The organism is Sphingopyxis terrae subsp. terrae NBRC 15098, from assembly GCF_001610975.1.
Classification (GTDB): domain Bacteria; phylum Pseudomonadota; class Alphaproteobacteria; order Sphingomonadales; family Sphingomonadaceae; genus Sphingopyxis; species Sphingopyxis terrae_A.
Genome location: NZ_CP013342.1, coordinates 439857 through 459574 on the forward strand (window position 1 = coordinate 439857; position 19718 = coordinate 459574).

17 protein-coding genes are annotated in these 19718 nt (G+C 64.8%); 4 read left to right on the forward strand and 13 right to left on the reverse strand.

Features of this window, described 5'->3' with window-relative positions:
- Positions 1–5: 5 nt before the first annotated feature.
- The 10 genes from AOA14_RS02085 to rpsB all read right to left on the reverse strand — a co-directional run bounded on the left by AOA14_RS02085 (position 6) and on the right by rpsB (position 10516).
- A complete protein-coding gene (locus AOA14_RS02085) occupies positions 6–689 on the reverse strand; it encodes an OmpH family outer membrane protein (protein WP_062900582.1) in 684 nt (227 codons plus the stop codon).
- Complete coding sequence (gene bamA, locus AOA14_RS02090; protein WP_062900583.1) at positions 689–3382, reverse strand: outer membrane protein assembly factor BamA; 2694 nt, start codon at positions 3380–3382, stop codon at positions 689–691. The genes AOA14_RS02085 and bamA overlap by 1 nt, the downstream gene beginning before the upstream one ends.
- Before the next feature lie 73 nt (positions 3383–3455).
- On the reverse strand, positions 3456–4589 hold the full coding sequence (gene rseP / locus AOA14_RS02095; RefSeq protein WP_062900584.1) for an RIP metalloprotease RseP: 1134 nt from the start codon (positions 4587–4589) through the stop codon (positions 3456–3458).
- Complete coding sequence (locus tag AOA14_RS02100) at positions 4582–5742, reverse strand: 1-deoxy-D-xylulose-5-phosphate reductoisomerase (RefSeq protein WP_062900585.1); 1161 nt, start codon at positions 5740–5742, stop codon at positions 4582–4584. The genes rseP and AOA14_RS02100 overlap by 8 nt, the downstream gene beginning before the upstream one ends.
- Position 5743: 1 nt before the next feature.
- Positions 5744–6421: a phosphatidate cytidylyltransferase gene (locus tag AOA14_RS02105; protein WP_062900586.1), complete on the reverse strand. Its 678-nt coding sequence runs from the start codon at positions 6419–6421 to the stop codon at positions 5744–5746.
- A gap of 3 nt (positions 6422–6424) precedes the next feature.
- Complete coding sequence (gene uppS, locus AOA14_RS02110; protein ID WP_051066323.1) at positions 6425–7069, reverse strand: polyprenyl diphosphate synthase; 645 nt, start codon at positions 7067–7069, stop codon at positions 6425–6427.
- A gap of 164 nt (positions 7070–7233) precedes the next feature.
- Positions 7234–7788, reverse strand: coding sequence for a ribosome recycling factor (gene frr, locus AOA14_RS02115; protein WP_003040152.1), 555 nt, complete (start codon positions 7786–7788; stop codon positions 7234–7236).
- A 23-nt stretch (positions 7789–7811) separates the two neighbouring features.
- Positions 7812–8534, reverse strand: coding sequence for a UMP kinase (gene pyrH / locus AOA14_RS02120; RefSeq protein ID WP_062768759.1), 723 nt, complete (start codon positions 8532–8534; stop codon positions 7812–7814).
- A gap of 115 nt (positions 8535–8649) precedes the next feature.
- The gene (gene tsf, locus AOA14_RS02125; RefSeq protein WP_062900587.1) at positions 8650–9576 is read right to left on the reverse strand and encodes a translation elongation factor Ts; all 927 of its coding nucleotides are present in this window, start codon (positions 9574–9576) and stop codon (positions 8650–8652) included.
- A 130-nt stretch (positions 9577–9706) separates the two neighbouring features.
- Positions 9707–10516: a 30S ribosomal protein S2 gene (gene rpsB / locus AOA14_RS02130; RefSeq protein WP_003040161.1), complete on the reverse strand. Its 810-nt coding sequence runs from the start codon at positions 10514–10516 to the stop codon at positions 9707–9709.
- A 322-nt stretch (positions 10517–10838) separates the two neighbouring features.
- Between rpsB and AOA14_RS02135 the strand changes: the two genes are divergently transcribed.
- Entirely contained in the window at positions 10839–11087 is a 249-nt protein-coding gene (locus AOA14_RS02135) for a hypothetical protein (protein ID WP_058812614.1), read from the forward strand.
- On the opposite strand, the gene AOA14_RS02140 is transcribed toward AOA14_RS02135, so the two are convergent.
- Positions 11071–11844, reverse strand: a complete 774-nt coding sequence (locus tag AOA14_RS02140; RefSeq protein ID WP_062900588.1) for a CDP-alcohol phosphatidyltransferase family protein — start codon at positions 11842–11844, stop codon at positions 11071–11073. The two genes, AOA14_RS02135 and AOA14_RS02140, sit on opposite strands and share 17 nt — an antisense overlap.
- Complete coding sequence (locus AOA14_RS02145) at positions 11844–12578, reverse strand: phosphatidylserine decarboxylase (protein ID WP_003040171.1); 735 nt, start codon at positions 12576–12578, stop codon at positions 11844–11846. The genes AOA14_RS02140 and AOA14_RS02145 overlap by 1 nt, the downstream gene beginning before the upstream one ends.
- A gap of 146 nt (positions 12579–12724) precedes the next feature.
- On the opposite strand from AOA14_RS02145, the gene AOA14_RS02150 reads away from it, so the two are divergent.
- A complete protein-coding gene (locus AOA14_RS02150; protein ID WP_062900589.1) occupies positions 12725–13939 on the forward strand; it encodes an NADP-dependent isocitrate dehydrogenase in 1215 nt (404 codons plus the stop codon).
- Between the two features lie 78 nt (positions 13940–14017).
- A complete protein-coding gene (locus tag AOA14_RS02155; protein WP_062900590.1) occupies positions 14018–15793 on the forward strand; it encodes a cation:proton antiporter domain-containing protein in 1776 nt (591 codons plus the stop codon).
- Here the strand turns inward: AOA14_RS02155 and AOA14_RS02160 are convergent, their stop codons facing one another.
- The gene (locus AOA14_RS02160) at positions 15794–18736 is read right to left on the reverse strand and encodes a M16 family metallopeptidase (RefSeq protein WP_062900591.1); all 2943 of its coding nucleotides are present in this window, start codon (positions 18734–18736) and stop codon (positions 15794–15796) included.
- A 127-nt stretch (positions 18737–18863) separates the two neighbouring features.
- Here AOA14_RS02160 and AOA14_RS02165 point away from each other — a divergent pair, with 127 nt between their 5' ends.
- Positions 18864–19682 (forward strand): carbon-nitrogen hydrolase family protein, encoded by an 819-nt coding sequence (locus AOA14_RS02165; RefSeq protein WP_238929712.1) that lies wholly within the window; start codon positions 18864–18866, stop codon positions 19680–19682.
- The last annotated feature ends 36 nt before the right edge of the window (positions 19683–19718 follow it).

The following is a 19718-nucleotide window of genomic DNA, read 5'->3' on the forward strand; positions in this document are numbered from 1 at the left end:
CGCGCTTAGCGGGTGACCGGCGGCGTGCCGCCCGACGCGGCCGGCTGGGCAGCCGCGGCGGCGCGCGCCTGGTCCATCGCCTGCTGGTTCTTCTGCTGCACGAGCTGGCCGGGCTTGTAACCCGCCGGCGGCGTGATCGACACGTTCGGCAGAATGCGGTTAAGTTCGGTAACGACCGCATCGGTGATGTCGGTGCTCGGGTCACGCGCCAGCACGGCGTCGGGCTGCAGCAGCAGGTCGACCTTCTTGGCGGTCATCGCGGCGCGGATCGCCTCGTTCATGCGAACGCTGATCTGATCCTCGACATAGGCGATCGCGAGGTCGACGGGTTCGCCGATCTTGTTAAGCTCGGCGGAAGCCGCCTGGCGCTTGTCCTGCACGGCCTTGGCAGCGGCCTGGAGCGCAGCCTGATTCTGCGGCGTCTTCTTCGCTTCCTCATTATATTTGGCCACCAGCACGTTCAGTTCGGCCTGCAGCGTCTGACCGCGGGTTTCCTGCTGGTCGATCTGCGCCTTGTAGGTCGTCTGGATCTGCTGCGATGCGACGGTGAAGGCGTTCGAACGCGAGGCCGCGACGCGAACGTCGGCGAGCGCGACCGATTTTGCCTGTGCAACGGCCGGAGCCGACAGAAGCGGCGAAACCGAAAGCGCGGCAATGGCGAGCGCCGAGGCGGCAATAATTTTCTTCATCAGAATTGTGTTCCTACATTGAATGAGAAGCGTTTCGTATCGTCACCCTCTTCTTTGCGAAGGGCGTAAGCGAAGTCGATCCGGAAAGGACCAAACGGAGAGTTCCAGTTGACGCCGGCGCCAATCGCGACGCGCGGTTTCCAGCTGTCGCCCAGATAGCGTTCCTCGAATGGTGCCAGCGGCGTGAAGCCGTTGGTGGCGTCGCAAGTGGTATATTGCCCAGTCGGCGTCACCACACCGGTCGTTGTGTCGGTGACGACGGTCTGACTCGCAAATGTCGTCGCGCCGGTCGAGGCATTACGGCAAAGATATTTGGTGATACCATCGGCCGGGTCTCTGAAATCGGCCAGCGTTGTCAGCGTCGGGCGCTTAACGCCCCAGACCGACCCGAAGTCGAGGAATACCGACGGGCGAAGGCCGAGCTCCTTGGCGCCGCTGCCGAGCGGAATATCGACCTCGAACCGCCCCTTGTAATAGGCGCGTCCGCCCAGGGCGTCGTCGACGCGGGCATTGTCCGACGTGTCGAGGATCGGGTTCATGGGATCGGTCAGATCGACATTGCCGTAGCGCACGACGCGGGGGCCGACGCCGCGGATGTCGAAGCCGCGCAGTTGCGGTTCGCCAAGGAAAAAGCGGTCGGTCAAACGCACCTTGTCGCTGGTCGGCGACGGAGCATCGCCAAGGGGATAGATATAGCCGCCTTCGGCCGAGATGTTCAGGATGAACTTGCTGCCGAGGTTGAAATGCTTGCTCGCCGTCGCGGTCGTCCGGACATACCGAACACTGCCGCCGAGGCCGGCAAAATCCTGTCCGAGCGTGAAGGACTGACCGCGCGTCGGGCGCAGGCGGTTGTCGCGATCGTCATAGGCGATGGTGTATCCTACGAGCGACGTCGTGCGCTTGCCGATCGCGTCGCAAAGATAGCGGCCGGCGACCAGCGGGTCGCAATTGCCCCCGAAATAATAGAGATTCTTGTCGAGCGTCACATCGTCGAGATTGAGGCTGTAGCGGCCGAACACCGACATGAATTCGGTAAGCGGAACACCCATATTGACCTGGAAGCCCGTCGTAATCTGCTGGAAGGTCGTCTGGCGGTTGTTGTTGATGAAGTTGAACGAGTTGAGGTCGCGGCGATAGATGCTGCCGCCAAGCGAGATGTTGCGGTCGAACAAATAAGGCTCGGTGAAACCAAGTTCTACCGACTTCGAATAGCTCGAATAATTGACCGATGCCTGAAGCTGCTGGCCGAGACCGCGGAAGTTGCGCTGGCGGATCGACGCCTGGAGCAGAAAATTCTCGATCGACGAGAAACCAGCGGAAAGCGACAATTCGCCCGTTGGCTTTTCCTCAACATTCGTTTCGAGGATGATGCGATCTGGAGTCGAGCCTTCCTTGCGCTCGATCTCCAGCTTGTCCTGGAAATAGCCAAGGCTGTTCAGGCGGTTCTCGGTGCGCTTGACGCCGAAGCTGTTGAAGGCGTCGCCTTCGTTGAGGCGAAACTCGCGGCGCACCACCTTGTCATGCGTCAGCGTGTTGCCGTTGACGTCGATACGCTCGACATAGGTGCGCGGACTTTCGCCGACGTCGAAAGTGATCGCCATCGTCCGCGTTTCGGGATCGCGGCGGAATTCGGGATTGATGTCGGCGAAGGCATAGCCGAAGAGGCCGGCGGTTTCGCTCAGGCTTTCCACCGTATCTTCCACAAGCTTGGCGTCGTACCAGTCGCCCGTCTTCATCGGCAGCAGGCGCTTCAGCGTCTCCGGCTTGAAGTCGCGCAGCTGGCTCTTCACGTCGATGTCGCCGAATTTGTAGCGCTCGCCTTCTTCCACCACATAGGTGATGATGAAGTCCTGCTTGTTGCTGGTCAGCTCCGCCACCGCCGAAATCACGCGGAAGTCGGCATAGCCGTGCTGGAGATAGAAGAGGCGCAGCTTCTGCTGGTCATAGGCCAGACGATCGGGATCGTAGGTCGTGTTCGACGACAGGAGATTGCCGAGGCTGGCCTGCTTCGTCGCCATTTCGCCGCGCAGTTCGCCGTCGCTGAACTGTTCGTTGCCGATGATGTTGATCTGGCGGACCTTCGACTTCGGCCCTTCGTCGATCTCGAACACCACATCGACGCGGTTCTGATCGAGCTGGACCATCTTGGGATCGACGGTCGCGGCGAAGCGGCCCTGCCGCTTGTAGAGTTCGATGATGCGCGCGACATCGGCGCGGACCTTCGAGCGGGTGAAAATCTGCCGCGGCGCAAGCTTGATCTCGGGCCGGATCTTGTCTTCCTTCAGCCGCTTGTTGCCTTCGAGGATGACGCGGTTGATGACGGGGTTTTCCGTCACCTGGATCGTCAGCGCGCCATTGTCGTCGCTGATCTGATAATCCTTGAACAATTCGGTCGACGCCAGATCCTTGAGCGCCTGGTCGAGCACCGAACGGTCATAGGGCTGCCCCACGCGCAGGCGCAGATAGGAGAGGATCGTCTGCGCCTCGAGCCGCTGGTTGCCAACGACGGTGATCGTCTTGATCGTCGCCGCGGTCGGCGCCGCCTCGGTCGGCGGAACGGGCAGCGTCGATGTCACGGGCGGCGGGGTGACTTGCGCCAGCGCCGCAACCGGCCACGCCAGCATCGACCCGGTCATAAGCACCGCGGTCAGTCGCGTCCGTGCCGAAAATTTCTGTGAAGCCACACCGTTCATCCCGCAAAAATCCGTATCCCTGCGCCCAGGCCCCGCTCCGGCCCAAGTGCGCGCTCTCCCTGCCTTAGTCTGGCTATCCAATCAAGCGGGCGATCCTGTCCCAAACGCCAATTGAGCCCAAATCGTTGAAAGTCACGACCAGCATCAACGTCACGATCACCGCAAAACCGAATCTGAACGCCCACTCCTGCGCCTGCGGCGGTGCCGGCCGCCGCCGAATTGCTTCATAGCCGTAGAAAAGCAGATGGCCACCATCGAGCATGGGCAATGGCAACAGATTTATGAACCCCAGATTGATGGAAACGAAAGCGACGAAGAAGATCAGGCTGGAAAGCCCCAGCGTCGCCATCTCGCCCGATTGTTTCGCGATCTTGAGCGGGCCGCCCATTTCCTTGACCGACCGCTGCCCGGTGAGGAATTGCCCCAATATATCCCCGGTCAACCGCACGATACCCCAGGTCTGGGACGCGCCAGCCTGAACGGCCGCGAGCGGATTGACAGGTTCCAAGGCAATCTCGCCCGACCGGATGCCGATCACCGCGCGTTCGCCCTTGTTGCCGAAGCGATCGGTTTCGGTGATGACGCGCGGCCGCAGCAGCACATCGATGCGTTCGCCGCCGCGCTGGATCGCAAGCTCGGCGGGTTTGCCAAGGTCGAAGGCCACCGCCATCGGAATGTCGTCGAATTTCTCGATCGCGCCGCCGTTGATCGCCACGATCCGGTCGCCGACCCGCAGATCGGCGGCTTCGGCCGCGCTGCCCGGCTCCACCGCGCCGACGACGGGGGGCGTCGTCGGGACGCCATAGGCCATGTTGAAGGCGGCAAAGATCGCGATGGCGAACAGGAAGTTGGTCACCGGCCCCGCGAGCACGATGAGAGCGCGTTTCCAGACCGGCTGCGCGGGAAAGCTGTGCGAGCGTTCTTCGGCGGGCATGTTTTGCCAGTTGGCGTCGGGCTGGCTCACCGCATCACGGTCGCCCGCGAACTGGACATAGCCGCCGAGCGGCAGCCAGCCGATCTTCCATTCTGTGCCGCGCTTGTCGGTCCAGCCGAGGATCTTGCGCCCGAAACCGATCGAAAAGGTGTCGGCTTTCACGCCGCACCAGCGGCCGACGATGTAATGGCCATATTCGTGCACGAACACGAGCGGGCCGAGCACGACCAGAAACGCAAGAATGGTGAACAGGAAACCGGGCGACTCAAGCATGTTCGAGTTGGTCCACAAAATGCTGCGCGACCGCGCGGGATGTCGCGTCGACGCTGAATATGTCCTGAAGCGCGCCCGGCACGGCGGGCGCATCGGCATCGAGGACGCGCTTTACCGTGTCGATGATTACCGGAAAGGATATCCGCCCTGCAAGGAAAGCGGCGACCGCCACCTCGTTGGCGGCGTTGAGCTGCGCGGGCCGCGCGCCGCCCTCGGCGATCGCGGCGCGGCAGAGCGCCGTTGCCGGGAAGCGTGCTTCGTCGGGCGCTTCGAAATCGAGCCGCGCGATGGCGGCAAGATCGAGCGGCGCGCACGGCGTCGCCATACGCTGCGGCCAGGCGAGCGCGCTCGCGATCGGAATGCGCATATCGGGCGATCCAAGCTGCGCCAGCGTCGAACAATCGACATATTCGACGAGGCTGTGGATCACCGATTGCGGGTGAACGAGGATTTCGATCCGGTCGAGGCCGACGGGAAAGAGATGATGCGCCTCGATCAGTTCGAGGCCCTTGTTCATCATCGTCGCCGAATCGACGCTGATCTTGGCGCCCATCGACCAATTGGGATGCGCGACCGCCTGCGCCGGGGTGACGCGCGCCATCGCCTCGGCCGACATGGTGCGGAACGGGCCGCCGCTCGCGGTCAGAATGATGCGTCGCACCTGATCAAGGCGCCCGCCCGCCAGGCACTGAAAAATCGCATTATGTTCGGAATCGACCGGCAGGATCGTCGCGCCGGACCGCTGCGCCGCCGCGATCATCAACTCGCCCGCCGACACCAGCGATTCCTTGTTCGCGAGCGCCACGTCGCACCCGGCTTCGATCGCCGCCATCGTAGGCGCGAGCCCGGCGGTACCGACAATCGCGGCGAGTACGAGATCGGCCGGCAACCGCGCAGCGTCGACCAATGCGTCGGCGCCCGCCGCCACGCCGATATGCGTGTCCGCCAGCGCCGTCTTGAGTTCGTCATGACGCGCGGGATCGCCGATCACGGCGACTTCGGGGGTGAACTCGCGCGCCAGACGCGCCAGTTCGGCAACGTCGCTGTTGGCGCTGAGCACGACGATCTGCCACGCGTCGCGGTCGCGGCGTACGAGGTCGAGGGCCGATTGCCCGACCGAACCCGTTGCGCCAAAGACCGAGAGGCGGCGCATGTCAGCCGGCCGCCCGGACCGCGATCTGGCCCGCGACGGCGAGCGCACCGAGAATGAGCGCGACCGGCAGCAGGCCGTCGACGCGGTCGAAAATGCCGCCATGCCCCGGAATCAGCTTGCCCGAATCCTTGACCCCGGCGCGGCGTTTCATCCAGCTTTCGCCAAGGTCGCCGAGCTGCGCGAGGAGGCCCATGAACAGGCCGATCCACAGCGGGACACCGATAATCTGGCCGCGGTCACCGATCGTCGCGCTGGCAATCAGCGCCGCGATCATGCCGCCGACGAGCCCTGACCAGGTTTTCGAAGGGCTGATCGTCGGCGCGAGCCGCGCGCCGCCAAAGGCGCGTCCGGCAAAATAGGCGCCGATGTCGGTCGCCCAGACCATGCCGAACACCCACAGCGCCGCCGTCATTCCCAGATTCTGCCGGATATACCAGAGCCCGCCGATCGCACCGATGACGAGCAGCAATCCGAGCGCCGAGAAGGCCGCCTTGCCGCCGCTGCCGAGCCCCATCGCGCGGACGAGCTGGAACCATTCGACCAGCAGCAGCGCGCCGCCGACGAGCAGCAGCAGGCCGAAGGCGATGCCGCCGAACCACAGCGCGGTGCCGGCGATCGCGAACAGGATGATCGCCGACCCGATGCGCACCCACAGATCCGACTTCGCTGCGTCCGCCATGCCTTATAATCCTCCGAAACGGCGCTCGCGCGCCGCAAAATGATCGAGCGCCGCCTTGAGGTCGGCGGGTTTGAAATCGGGCCATAGCCGATCGGTGAAATAGAGCTCGGCATAAGCCGCCTGCCACAGCAGGAAATTCGACAGCCGCACTTCGCCCGACGTGCGGATCAACAGGTCGAGCGGCGGCATGTCGGCGGTGTCGAGATGCGCCGCGATCGTCTCGGCGCTGATCTCGCCTTCCGCCGCGGCGGCCTTCGCTGCCCGCACCAGTTCGTCCTGCGCGCCATAATTGAGCGCGACCGCCAGCGTGGTGCGCCGGTTATGCGCGGTGCGCGCGATCGCATCCTCGATCAGTGCGACGACATCGGGCGCGAGCGCGCGCCAATCGCCGATGATCTTGAGCCGCACGTCATTGGCGGCAAATTCGTCGATATCGCTGACGATGAAGCGCTTGAGCAGGCCCATCAGATCGCTGACCTCGTCCTCCGGCCGCTTCCAGTTTTCGGACGAAAAGGCGTAGAGGGTCAGCGCTTCGATCCCCAGGTCGCCGGCCGCGCGCACAATCGTACGCACCGCCTCAACCCCCGCGCGATGACCGGCGATGCGCGGCAGGTGGCGCTTCTTGGCCCAGCGGCCGTTGCCATCCATGATGATGGCGACATGGCGGGCATCGTGATGCGTTTCGGACACCGGAAAAGCCTAAGACTCCGTTCGCCCTGAGCTTGTCGACGGGCCGTTCTTTCCTGGGCAAGAAAAGGACGGGGCTTCGACAGGCTCAGCCCAAACGGCCGAGAGGGCAGCGCGGAGGAGCACTAGCCCAGAATTTCCTTTTCCTTCGCCGCCGCCGCCGCATCGATTTCGGCGATCGTCGCGTCGGTCAGCTTCTGCACTTCGGTTTCGGCGCGCTTGCGCTCGTCCTCGCTGATTTCCTTCTTCGCCTCGTCCTGCTTCAGATTGTCCATGCCGTCGCGGCGGACATTGCGGGCGGCGACGCGCGCCTTTTCGGCATATTGCCCGGCAAGCTTCGACAATTCCTTGCGGCGTTCCTGCGTCATTTCGGGGATCGGCAGGCGGAGAAGCTGACCATCGACGATCGGGTTGAGGCCGAGCCCGGCCGAGCGGATCGCCTTGTCCACCGGGCCGACGTTCGACTTGTCCCACACCTGCACCGCCAGCATCCGCGGTTCGGGCGCGCTGACCGAGGCGACCTGGTTGAGCGGCATATGGCTGCCGTAGACCTCGACCGTCACCGGATCGAGCAGCGCCGAATTGGCGCGACCGGTGCGCAGCCCCGCAAGGTCGTGCTTCAGCGATTCGACCGCGCCGTGCATGCGGCGTTCCAGGTCGGCCTTGTCATATTTCGCCATCTGTCTTTCCTCTCTTGATCGTTTCAGGCCGCGCCGCCGACCACGGTGGCGACGCCCTCGCCGGCCAGCACCCGCGCCAGATTTCCGGCTTCGCGAATGTTGAACACGACGATCGGAATATTATTGTCGCGGCACAAGGCCACCGCGCTCGCGTCCATCACCTTCAGATTGTCGGCGAGGACACGGTCATAACTCAGGCTGTCGTAGCGCACCGCGCTCGGATCCTGTTTCGGATCGGCGTTATAGACGCCATCGACGCTGGTGCCTTTCAGCAGCGCATCGCATTTCATTTCCGCCGCGCGCAGCGCCGCGCCGCTGTCGGTCGTGAAATAGGGTGCACCGACGCCCGCGGCAAAGATGACGACGCGGCCCTTTTCGAGGTGGCGTTCGGCGCGGCGGCGGATCACCGGTTCGCACACCTTGTCCATCTCGATCGCCGACTGGACGCGGGTCTGGACGCCGAGCTGCTCGAGCGCATTCTGCATGGCAAGCGCGTTCATCACCGTCGCCAGCATGCCCATATAGTCGGCCTGCGCGCGGTCCATGCCCTTCGCCGCCCCCGCCATGCCGCGAAAGATATTGCCGCCGCCAATGACGAGGCAGATTTCGAGGCCGCGATCCTTCGCTTCCTTGACCTCGGCCGCCATGCTCGCGACCGTTTCGGGATCGATCCCGAAGGGCGTCGGCCCCATCAGCGCCTCGCCCGACAATTTGAGCAGGATGCGTTTCATGCCGGGCAATGCCATGTCGGGGGGAACCTCTTGCAAACTCGTAATATGCGAATGGCGCGCACCCTAGAGAGAGTGCGCGCCATTGCCAAGCGGACTGCGGCGCCCCAGGCGCAGCAATCCGGTTCTGCTTTTAGACGCCCGCGGCGGCGGCAACTTCGGCGGCGAAGTCGCTCTCTTCCTTCTCGATGCCTTCACCGAGCTGGAAGCGGATGAAGCCGGTCAGCGTGATCGTCGCGCCGACGTCCTTGCCCGCAGCGGCGACGACTTCGGCGACCGGCGTCTTGCCGTCCATCACGAAGAGCTGCGACAGCAGCGCATTTTCCTTGCGGAACTTGGCGATCGAACCATCGACCATCTTCGCGACGATCTCGGCCGGTTTGCCCGACTGGGCCGCCTTTTCTTCCGCGATCGCCCGTTCACGCGCGACGAGATCGGCGTCGAGATCGTCGCCGTTCAGCGCCAGCGGGTTGGCGGCGGCGACATGCATCGCAAGCTGCTTGGCCAGCGGTTCGAGAACATCGGCGCCAGCGGTCGATTCGAGCGCGACGAGCACGCCGATCTTGCCCATGCCCGGCGCCGCGGCGTTGTGGACATATCCGGTCACGACGCCCGAGTTCACCGACAGGATCTCGGCGCGGCGCAGCGACTGATTCTCGCCGATCGTGGCGATATTGTTGGTGAGCTGTTCGGCGACCGTGCCGCCCGTCGGGTAGCCGGCAGCGGCGAGCGTTTCGATGTCGGTGATGCCTTCGGCGAGCGCAACCTGCGTCACGTCGCGAACGAACGCCTGGAACTGTTCGTTCTTGGCAACGAAATCGGTTTCGCTGTTGACTTCGACGACGGCGCCCTTGGTGCCGTCCGCGGCAACGCCGACCAGACCTTCGGCAGCGACGCGGCCGGCCTTCTTGGCCGCGGCGGCGAGGCCCTTGGTGCGCAGCCAGTCGATCGACGCTTCGATGTCGCCGTTGTTTTCGGCAAGCGCCTTCTTGCAGTCCATCATGCCTGCGCCGGTGCGGTCGCGCAGTTCCTTGACGAGAGCGGCCGTAATTTCAGCCATCGGATGTTCCTTTCAAAAGGGCGGGCGCAATTGGACCCGCGGGACGCCCGCGCGCATGGCGGGGCGATAAGTCAAAGGGATGACAGGGGCGACCGCCGGTCGGCGCGCCGCCCCGTCATGCCGCACGGGCTCAGGCGTCGGCCTGGCGCTCGGTTTCGGCAGCCGCTTCGGCCGGGACCTGTTCGTCCTCGGTCAGCACGGGCTCGGCAACGGGTTCGACCGCCGCACCCAGATCTTCGCCGCGATCGGCGCGGGCCTGCTGGCCGCCGCGGGTCGCCGCCTGGGCAACCGCTTCGCAGTAAAGACGGATCGCGCGCGCCGCATCGTCGTTCGCCGGAACGGGGAAAGCGATGCCATCGGGCGAGACGTTCGAATCGAGGATCGCGACGACCGGGATCCCAAGGACGTTGGCTTCCTTGATCGCCAGCTCTTCCTTGTTCGCGTCGATCACGAACATCACGTCGGGAATGCCACCCATGTCGCGGATGCCGCCGAGGCTGAGCTCGAGCTTGTCGCGTTCGCGGGTCTTGTTGAGCACTTCCTTCTTGGTCAGACCCGAGGTGTCGCCCGAAAGCTGTTCTTCGAGCGACTTGAGGCGCTTGATCGAGTTAGAGATCGTCTTCCAGTTGGTGAGCATGCCGCCCAACCAGCGGTGGTTGACGAAGTGCTGACCCGAAGCGCGGGCCGCATCGGCGATCGGGCCCTGCGCCTGTCGCTTGGTACCGACGAACAGCACCTTGCCGCCGGCGGCCGAGGTCGACGAGATGAAGTCGAGCGCACGCGCGAAGAGCGGCACGGTCTGCGACAGGTCGAGGATGTGGATGCCGTTGCGCGCGCCGAAGATATACGGCTTCATGCGCGGGTTCCAACGGTGGGTCTGGTGGCCGAAGTGGGCGCCAGCTTCGATAAGATTCTGCATCGTGACGACAGGAGCCGCCATAGTCTTTCTCCTTCCGGTTAGTCCTCTGAAAGGCAAGAACCGAGCGATCCGCTAGAGAATCATCCCGGCACCGGTATGTGCGCCTTCCATGTGGAATGGGCGGGCCGTTAGACGGCTTGCCCGCGAAAAGCAAGGCCCAAGCGTCGATTAGCCCCCCTATTGGCTCGGCGCGCCTTGCACCGCGCCCGACTCAACTCATCGACAAAACATAACGCTTCGCCGCATTAGCATTGAGAACAAATAGAGAACATGGAACGAAAAGGTCAGCAAAACCGTAGCTCCGGGCGAAGGTTTCGCACAGGGAAGCCGAAAGGACAAGAAAATGGTTCAGGTCGCCGCCGCTCTTCTCTTCGCAAGTGCCGCCGGACTGGGTGTGCTGGTGATTCTCGCCATGCTGCGCACCAATGGCGATGCGATCTTGTCGGCGCTTGCCGGCGAAGGCGCCTTCCCGCACGGCTCGTCCCCGCAGACCGGCCCGGCCGCGACCGTCGTGCCGCTGCGCCGCCGCGACATGCCGCGCGGCGTTCGCACCCCTGTTCGCGTTCAGCCGCTGATCAGCCGCGCCGCCTGACTTTCGCGTAGCTCGCAAGTCCGAAGGGCAGCAGAGCGACATAGAAGACGCAGATCGCAAGCAAGGTCGGCCACGGCGCGGTGACGAGCGCTGCGCCGAGCAGCCCCACCCCCGCCAGCGCGAACAGCCGCCACGACCGGCGCAGGCGGATCGACGACCAGCTGTATGTCGGGATTGCCGAGATCATCAGCATCGCGACGCCAAGCGCCCACGGCATGACGACATACCATTCGCGGAACATGTCGTTGCCGGTCGAAAGCCAGAGATAGACGGGAACAAAGGCAAGGCCAGCCCCCGCAGGCGCCGGAATGCCGGTGTTGAAGCCCGCCGACTTGTGCGGCTGGACATCGGCGTCCATCCGCGAATTGAACCGCGCCAGCCGCAGCGCGCAGCCGACCGCGAGCGCCAGCGCCGCAGTCCAGCCGAACTTGGGCGCGTCGTCCAGCGACCACAGAAACAGGATCATCGCCGGCGCAACGCCGAAGGCAATGACATCAGAGAGGGAATCGAGTTCGGCGCCGAATTTGCTCTGCGCGCGCAGCAGGCGCGCGATGCGCCCGTCCATCCCGTCGAGCACCCCGGCGAAGATCACCGCCGCCAGCGCCTTTTCCCATTCCTCGCCGATCGCGAAACGCACGCCCGTCAGGCCGAAGCACAGGGCGAGCGCGGTAATCGCGTTGGGCGCAAAGGCACGCAGCGGGATGCCGCCGATACGGCGCGGGTCGACACCCGTCCGGGGATCGCGATCGCCCGCCATTATTGCCCGATGCCGTCGATCGTGTCGCCCTTGCCGAGCCGGGCAACAATCGTTTCGCCGGCCAGCGTGCGCTGCCCCAGCAACACCTGCGGCGCGGTGCCTTGCGGCAGATAGACATCGACACGGCTGCCGAAGCGGATCAGGCCGACGCGTTGGCCCGTCGCAAGCTCGGTTCCCATGCTCACGAAGGGCATGATGCGCCGCGCCACCAGCCCCGCAATCTGGGTGAAGCCGATGCGCACCCCGTCAGCGCGTTCGACGACGAAATGCTGGCGCTCGTTTTCCTCGCTCGCCTTGTCGAGATCGGCGTTCACGAACTTGCCGGGGATATAAACGAGCTTGCGCAGCGTCCCGGCAACCGGGGTACGATTGATATGGACGTCGAACACGCTCATGAAGATCGATACGCGCAGCATCGGCGCATCGCCCAGCCCGTCGGCCCCAGCGATTTCGGGCGGGGGCGGGACTTCGGCAATCTGGGTGACGAGCCCGTCGGCAGGCGCGATGACCAGGTCGGCACTGGTCGGCGTCACGCGCACCGGGTCACGGAAAAAGGCGCCGACCCACGCGGTGATTCCGGCCATCAGCCAGCCGGCGATTTCCCAGCCGAGCAGCCAGAAACAGACGGTGACGATCGCCGCGATCAACAGGAATTTGCGGCCCTCGGGGTGAATCGACGGCCAGCGCCACTTGATGCCGCCGCCGGGGCGGTTGGAAGAGATGGTGGTGGACATGCCGATTGTTCTAGGGCGCGCATCGAGCACTGACAATCGCTTATCCCGCCCCGCCCGCTCGCGGGACGGCACCACGGCGGTTGAACATTGCCCCGGCTTTGCCTAAGGCCCCCTGCAATTCGACTCCCCAAGGAAAAGGCAGCAGCATGGGCAAGATCAAGGTAGTCAACCCGGTCGTCGAACTCGACGGCGACGAAATGACGCGGATCATCTGGCAGTGGATTCGCGAACGGCTGATCCTGCCCTATCTCGACGTCGACCTGCATTATTACGACCTCGGCATCGAGGAGCGCGACCGCACCGACGACAAGATCACCGTCGAAGCCGCCAATGCGATCAAGAAATATGGCGTCGGCGTGAAGTGCGCGACGATCACCCCCGACGAAGCGCGCGTCGAGGAATTCGGCCTCAAGAAGATGTGGAAGTCGCCCAACGGCACGATCCGCAACATCCTGGGTGGCGTCGTGTTCCGCGAACCGATCGTCATCAAGAATGTCCCGCGGCTTGTCCCCGGCTGGACCGACCCGATCGTCGTCGGCCGTCACGCCTTCGGCGACCAGTATCGCGCCACCGATTACCGCGTCCCCGGTCCCGGCAAGCTGCGCCTGGTGTTCGAAGGCGAGGACGGCACGATCATCGACGAGGAAGTGTTCCAGTTCCCCTCGTCGGGCGTCGCAATGGCGATGTACAATCTCGACGATTCGATCCGCGATTTCGCGCGCGCCAGCATGAACTATGGCCTCGCGCGCGGCTGGCCCGTCTATCTGTCGACCAAGAACACGATCCTGAAGGCCTATGACGGCCGCTTCAAGGATCTGTTCGAGGAAGTCTATCAGAACGAATTCAAGGCCAAATTCGAAGCAGCCGGCATCATTTACGAGCATCGCCTGATCGACGACATGGTCGCCTCGGCCCTCAAATGGTCGGGCAAGTTCGTCTGGGCCTGCAAGAATTACGACGGCGACGTCCAGTCGGACACGGTGGCACAGGGCTTCGGCTCGCTCGGCCTGATGACCAGCGTGCTGATGACGCCCGACGGCCAGACCGTGGAATCCGAAGCCGCGCACGGCACCGTCACCCGCCATTACCGCATGCACCAGCAGGGCAAGGCGACCTCGACGAACCCGATCGCGTCGATCTTTGCCTGGACCGGCGGGCTCAAGCATCGCGGCAAGCTCGACGGCACGCCCGAGGTGACGAAGTTTGCCGAAGACCTTGAGCGTGTGTGCATCGAAACCGTCGAAAGCGGCAAGATGACCAAGGATCTGGCGCTGCTGATCGGTCCCGATCAGAACTGGCTGACCACCGAGGGCTTCTTCGAAGCAATCGTCGAAAATCTCGAAAAGAAGATGGGCTCCTGAGCCAGCGGGCTTAAACAACCGAAAAGGTTGGGATAGGCATCTAGCCAATCGGGGCCGGCCTGCATAAGGTCGGCCCTTATGGTAAGTGAACAGGACACATCGGCTATCGGCAACGCGCTGGTGGTGCTGGGGGCGGCGGGAATCGTCATCCCGGCCTTTGCGCGCTTTCGCATCTCGCCGGTGATCGGGTTCATTCTCGTCGGGCTGCTCGTCGGGCCATCGGGGCTCGGGGCGCTCGCCGCCGATTATCCGTGGCTGCGGCACATCACCATCGCTTCGAGCGAAGACATCGCGCTGTTCGGCGAATTCGGCATCATCCTGCTGCTCTTTTCGATCGGGCTCGAACTGTCGTTCCGACGCCTGTGGCAGCTGCGCAAGCTGGTCTTCGGCATCGGGGCTGCCGAACTGTTGCTGGGCGGCGCGATACTGGGCACGGCGCTGTTCCTGCTGGGCGATCATTCGACCGCCGCGGCCTATGGCCTCGGCATCGCCCTCGCCCTCTCATCGACGGCGCTGGTGCTGCCGATCGCGGGCACCAAATCGGCCGTCGGCCGCGCTTCCTTTGCGATGTTGCTGTTCGAGGATCTGGCGATCGTCCCGATCATCTTCGTTCTCGGCGCGCTGTCCCCCATCGCGGCGAGCGACAATACCGAGCTTATGCTGACGACGCTGTGGCAGGGCGCGCTGGTCGTGGCGATCCTCGCGGTCGCGGGCTGGTTCCTGCTGCCGCGCATCTTCGCGCAGGCCGCGCGCGCAAAGGATCCCGAGCTGTTTCTGGCGGCGAGCCTGCTGGTCGTGATCGTCGCGGCGCTGGCGACCGCCGCGGTCGGCCTGTCGCCGATCGTCGGCGCGCTGCTGGCCGGCCTGATGATCGCCGAGACCGAATATCATAGCGAAGTCGAAGCAATCACGGCGCCGTTCAAAGGCCTCGCGCTCGGCGTGTTCCTGATCAGCGTCGGCATGGGGCTCAACCTCAAGACGATCGCGGCGCAATGGCCCGAGCTGATCGCCGCCGTAGTCGGCGTGGTCTTGATCAAATCGATCGTGACCGCGGCGCTGCTGCGCTTTTCGGGCGCCGCGCGGCGCGGCACGGCGGCCGAGGTCGGATTGCTGATGGCCAGCCCGTCGGAAACGACGCTGATCGTTCTTGCAACGGCGCTTCAGGCGCAGCTCATCAGCCGCACCACCGCCGAATTCTGGCAGCTCGTCACCGCAATCGGCCTGACGATCACGCCGCTCCTCGCCCGCGTGGGCCACGATGTCGCGCGCCGGATAGAGATGCGCAGCGGCGACGCGCAGGAAGAAGAAACGCCCGAAGGCCGTACCGTCGTCGTCGGCTTCGGCCGCGTCGGGCGCACCGTCGCCGAATTGCTGCGCGAACATCAGCGACCCTATGTCGCGGTCGACGCCGATATCGACACCGTCGCGGCTGCGAAGCGCGACGGTTTTTCGGTCCGTTTCGCCGATGTGGCGCGCCCGGGCAGCCTCGACCGGATGGGGATCGAAAATGCCGACGCGATCGTGCTGACGATGGACGATCCGGTGCAGCAATTGCGCATGACGCGCCAGCTTCGCCAGAAATATCCCGAGCTGCCGATCATCAGCCGCGCGCGCGACGCCGATCATGCCGCGGCGCTCTATCGGGCCGGCGCCACCGACGCAGTGCCCGAAACGCTCGAAAGCTCGCTGCAACTCGCCGAAGCGGTGCTGGTCGATCTGGGCGTTGCGATGGGCCCCGTCATCGCCTCGATCCACGATGTCCGGGCGCGCATGCGCCACGACATCATGACCAAGGGCGAGCTCGCCGACGAACCGCGCATCCGCAAGCTGCGCCGCCCCGAAGGCAGCGCCTGACTATTTGCCGCCGCCGATCGCCCCGCCATCGAGCGCCGCCGCCTGCGCCAGCGTCATTCCCTTCGGCAGCACCGCCAGCGACCATTTCCGCCCCGGCACCAGATATTGCCGCGCCAGACGCTGAATATCGGCGGCGCTGATATTGGTCACATCGTCCTCGATCGCCATCGCCGCCTTGATATAGCGCGGATCGCGCGTCGCGCCCTCGAGCAGATACATCCAGTAGAGATTGCCGGTCGTCGCGCGCGCGACCTGTTCGCGGATCGGCCCGGCATTGCGCGCGAGTTCGTCGGCGCTGACGGGCCGCGCGACGAGATCGGCGGCAATGTCGTCGGCGATGCTATAGAGCCGGTTAACGTCCTTCGGCGCCAGCAGGCTGCCGACCAGCAGATAGCCGCCGCTCTTTTCGAAACCCGTCGGCCAATGGCTGTCGACGACCGGGCCATAGCTTGCGCCCTGTTCGGCGCGCAGCCGGTCGAACAGGCGGTCGTTGAAGATCGCAGCGAGCACATCCATCGCCCGCGCATCGCGCATATTGTCGATCCCGCCGCTCGTCGGCCAGGCGATCATCGCCGCCGCCTGCCCCTTGTCGCCGGTATGATAGGCAACGAACGGCTTTGCATTATGCTGCGCGAAGGCGACGCTCTGCCCGCCCGCCGGTGCGAGCGGCTGGCGCGGCGCAAGCGCTCCGAAACTTTCGGCAAGCAACTGCTTGTAATCGACCGATTCGAGATCGCCGAATATCTGGACCTCGATCGGGCCGCTCTTGAGGCGCGGTTCCCAGAAAGCGCGGAAGGCGGCGGGCGTAAGCCCTTCGATCGCGGCGCGCGACGGCGGCGCCCAGCGCGTGTCGCCGCCCGCCAGCCAGCCGCGCAGATTGCGGTCGAGTACCGCATTGGGCGTCGCGTCATTGAGGTCGAAACCGGTCAGCAGGCCAACGCGCAGCCGCTCGATCGGCGAGGCATCCCAGCGCGGCGCCGCGAGCTTGGTCGCCATGAGGCGCAGCTGATCGCGCAGATCGGCGGGGTTGCTCTCTGCGGTCATCTCAAAGGCGTCGTCGTCGATATCGAAGCCCATCTGGATCTGGCGACCGTTGGTTGCCTGGTCGAGCTCGTTCTGGCCCCACGGACCGACACCGCTTGCCATCAACGCATAATCGCCGGTCCACAGCAGATTGGGTGCGTTCCCCGCGACGCTGCGATTGCCGCTGCCGAAGCGGACGTTGACGCGCACCTTGCCGGGTTCGACCTTGTTGTCGGCCACCAGCGCGGTCACGCCATTGGCGAATTCGAGACGCTGGACATGCAGGCCGGGGAGCGGCGTTTCGGATTCGATCGTGCCGGGATGCCCCAGCGCGGGAAGCTGGCTGAAATCGACCTTGGCCGCCGCGACGCGATCGTCGCGCGCGGTGACGGGCGCGGCAAGCGCGGCCAGCAACGCCTTGTCGCCGCCTTCGATCGGCGTCGGCGTCGTCAGCACGAGCCGCGTGACGGGCGCCGCGAAAATCGCCCGGCTGATGTCGAGCATCACCTGCGGCGTCGCCGACGCGCGGATCGCGGCGAACATATCGACCTGCCCCTTGGGGCTCGTTACCGTTTCGCCGATATCGACCGCGCGGACCATGTCGTCGGCGAGGCGCGATCCTGGCTCGTTGGGCGCATTTTCCAGTTCCTTGCGCAGAAAAGCCTCGATCTCGTTCGCTTCGCGGTCGATGTCGGCCTGCGACGGCGGGGTCTGGACGGCATCGGCGATAACCCCGCGCACGTCGGCAAGCGCGGCCTTCCAGTCGCCGAGCGGCACGATTTCGGCCGAGGTGACATCGGCGCTGCGGCTGACATAATCCTGGCTGACGGTGGCAACCAGATAGCTGCCGCCGCTGCGCGCGCGATTTTCCAATCGGCGATTGACGAGCGCCTGCGCGAGATATTCGAGATAAAGCCGCCGCGTGTTTTCGACGGTGTCGATGCGCTTTTTCCACGGCCGGATCATCGCGAGCGTCAGCGCGAGCGGCTGGTTTGCCTCGACGATTTCCTTCGCGACCGGTTGCGACGGATCGGGCTTGCCAAAATCGGGCTGCGCCGGGTTCGGTCCGGGCTCCTTCCAGTCCCCGAAATATTTGCCGATCAGCGCGGCGAACTGTGCGGGGTCGCCATCGCCGACCATCACGACGACGGCGCGGTCGGGACGATACCAGCGATCGTGAAACGCCTGAACGCTTTTCGCGCTGGCGGCACCGAGCGCCGCGGTCGTCCCGATCGGCGACCGTTCGCCGAGCAATTGCCCGGCGAACAGATGCCCGCTCGTCGCGTCGGCGATACGCTTTTGCGGCCCGTCCTGTTCGCGCAGTTCGGACAGCACGACGCCGCGCTCGGCCGTCACCGCGGCATCGGTGATCCGCGGTTCGCGCACCATGCCCGAGAGCAACTTCATGCTTTCGTCGAGCGTCGTCGGCGTGACGCTGGGCAGATCGAGCTGATAGACGGTCTGCGTCGGCGTCGTTTGCGCATTTGAATCGCTCCCGAAGGTGACACCGAAACGCTGCCAGATGCGCTTCGTCTCTCCGTCGGGAATATGCAACGAGCCGCGAAATGTCAGATGTTCGAGCAGATGCGCAAAGCCGCGTTCGCTGTTCGATTCGAACATCGACCCGACATCCATCCGCACCCGGATCGACACCTGACCCGGTGGCACGCCATTGTTGCGAACGGCGTAGCGCAAGCCATTGGGGAGAACCCCGAAGCGCCAGCCCTCGTCGCGCGGAATATCGCTGCCTTCATAAAGCCAGTCGCTTGCTTGCCCCGCGAGCGTCGATGCGGCCGCCGGTGCCGGAGTCGATTGCGCCGTAGCGAGCGGCGCGATCAGGAGCGCCAGCGCGCTGGCGCAGGCCGGAAGCAGGAAAAGGGAAAGCGATCGACGCGCGGTCGACGGGGGAGAGACGGACATCGCGGCTATTTATCGCTTTCGAACCTTGCTGGCCACTGAACTGTCACAGCTTGTCCTTCGCGAAGGAGGCGCCTAGCCAGAACCGATGCAACGCCCACCGCACGCCCCGGTTGCCGCCATCGTTCAAATGACCAGCGGAATCGATCCCGACGCCAATCTGCGGGTGATCGATCGCGCGCTGGCCGCGGCGGCCGCCGAAGGCGCCGCGATGGCCTTTTTCCCGGAGATGTCGCTGCTGCTCGACCGCGACCGGCAAAGATCGGCTGCGCATATGCAGCGCGAGGCCGACAGCCCGTGGCCCGCAGCGCTCGCGGACATGGCGCGGCGCCACCATATCTGGCTCCACAGCGGATCGATGCCCCTGCTCGCCGACGGCAGCGAGCGCCGCGTCAACCGCAGCCATGTAATCGACGACAAGGGCGAGATCCGCGCACGCTACGACAAGATCCACATGTTCGACGTGACCCTGCCGACGGGCGAGAACTGGACCGAGTCGGCCGCCTATGCGGGCGGTGACGCGATTGTCCTCGTCGATACGCCGCTTGGCCGGCTGGGCTTTTCGATCTGTTATGATCTACGCTTTCCCGAGCTCTATCGCGCCCTCGTGGACGGTGGCGCCGAACTGATCGCGATCCCGGCCGCCTTTACCGTGCCGACCGGCGAAGCGCATTGGCACCCGCTGCTCCGCGCCCGGGCAATCGAAACCGCCTGCCACGTCATTGCGGCGGCGCAAGCGGGAACGCACGCCGACGGGCGCGCGACCTTTGGCCACAGCCTCGCCGTCGATCCCTGGGGGACGGTGCTGATGGACGTGAGCTTGCAAAAGGATGACGGCGCCGCGGGCTATGATATCGGCTTCGTGGCAATCGACGCGCAGGCGCGGAAACGGGCTCGCGACGCCATCCCCCTCGCCCGATCGCGCTCGGTGCGGAATATAGAGATTTAGGCCGGGGGCTCTAGGCCGGGGGCTCTAGGCCGGGCG

Excerpts from the sequence above, each read along its gene's own strand:
- AOA14_RS02165 (WP_238929712.1), top strand. The coding sequence starts at position 18,864 with ATGACCAGCGGAATCGATCCCGACGCCAATCTGCGGGTGATCGATCGC.
- AOA14_RS02085 (WP_062900582.1), bottom strand. The coding sequence starts at position 689 with ATGAAGAAAATTATTGCCGCCTCGGCGCTCGCCATTGCCGCGCTTTCG.
- AOA14_RS02135 (WP_058812614.1), top strand. The coding sequence starts at position 10,839 with ATGGTTCAGGTCGCCGCCGCTCTTCTCTTCGCAAGTGCCGCCGGACTG.
- rpsB (WP_003040161.1), bottom strand. The coding sequence starts at position 10,516 with ATGGCGGCTCCTGTCGTCACGATGCAGAATCTTATCGAAGCTGGCGCC.
- uppS (WP_051066323.1), bottom strand. The coding sequence starts at position 7,069 with ATGGATGGCAACGGCCGCTGGGCCAAGAAGCGCCACCTGCCGCGCATC.
- frr (WP_003040152.1), bottom strand. The coding sequence starts at position 7,788 with ATGGCGAAATATGACAAGGCCGACCTGGAACGCCGCATGCACGGCGCG.
- AOA14_RS02160 (WP_062900591.1), bottom strand. The coding sequence starts at position 18,736 with ATGTCCGTCTCTCCCCCGTCGACCGCGCGTCGATCGCTTTCCCTTTTC.
- AOA14_RS02105 (WP_062900586.1), bottom strand. The coding sequence starts at position 6,421 with ATGGCGGACGCAGCGAAGTCGGATCTGTGGGTGCGCATCGGGTCGGCG.
- tsf (WP_062900587.1), bottom strand. The coding sequence starts at position 9,576 with ATGGCTGAAATTACGGCCGCTCTCGTCAAGGAACTGCGCGACCGCACC.
- rseP (WP_062900584.1), bottom strand. The coding sequence starts at position 4,589 with ATGCTTGAGTCGCCCGGTTTCCTGTTCACCATTCTTGCGTTTCTGGTC.
- AOA14_RS02150 (WP_062900589.1), top strand. The coding sequence starts at position 12,725 with ATGGGCAAGATCAAGGTAGTCAACCCGGTCGTCGAACTCGACGGCGAC.
- AOA14_RS02145 (WP_003040171.1), bottom strand. The coding sequence starts at position 12,578 with ATGTCCACCACCATCTCTTCCAACCGCCCCGGCGGCGGCATCAAGTGG.
- AOA14_RS02140 (WP_062900588.1), bottom strand. The coding sequence starts at position 11,844 with ATGGCGGGCGATCGCGATCCCCGGACGGGTGTCGACCCGCGCCGTATC.
- AOA14_RS02100 (WP_062900585.1), bottom strand. The coding sequence starts at position 5,742 with ATGCGCCGCCTCTCGGTCTTTGGCGCAACGGGTTCGGTCGGGCAATCG.
- pyrH (WP_062768759.1), bottom strand. The coding sequence starts at position 8,534 with ATGGCATTGCCCGGCATGAAACGCATCCTGCTCAAATTGTCGGGCGAG.
- bamA (WP_062900583.1), bottom strand. The coding sequence starts at position 3,382 with ATGAACGGTGTGGCTTCACAGAAATTTTCGGCACGGACGCGACTGACC.
- AOA14_RS02155 (WP_062900590.1), top strand. The coding sequence starts at position 14,018 with ATGGTAAGTGAACAGGACACATCGGCTATCGGCAACGCGCTGGTGGTG.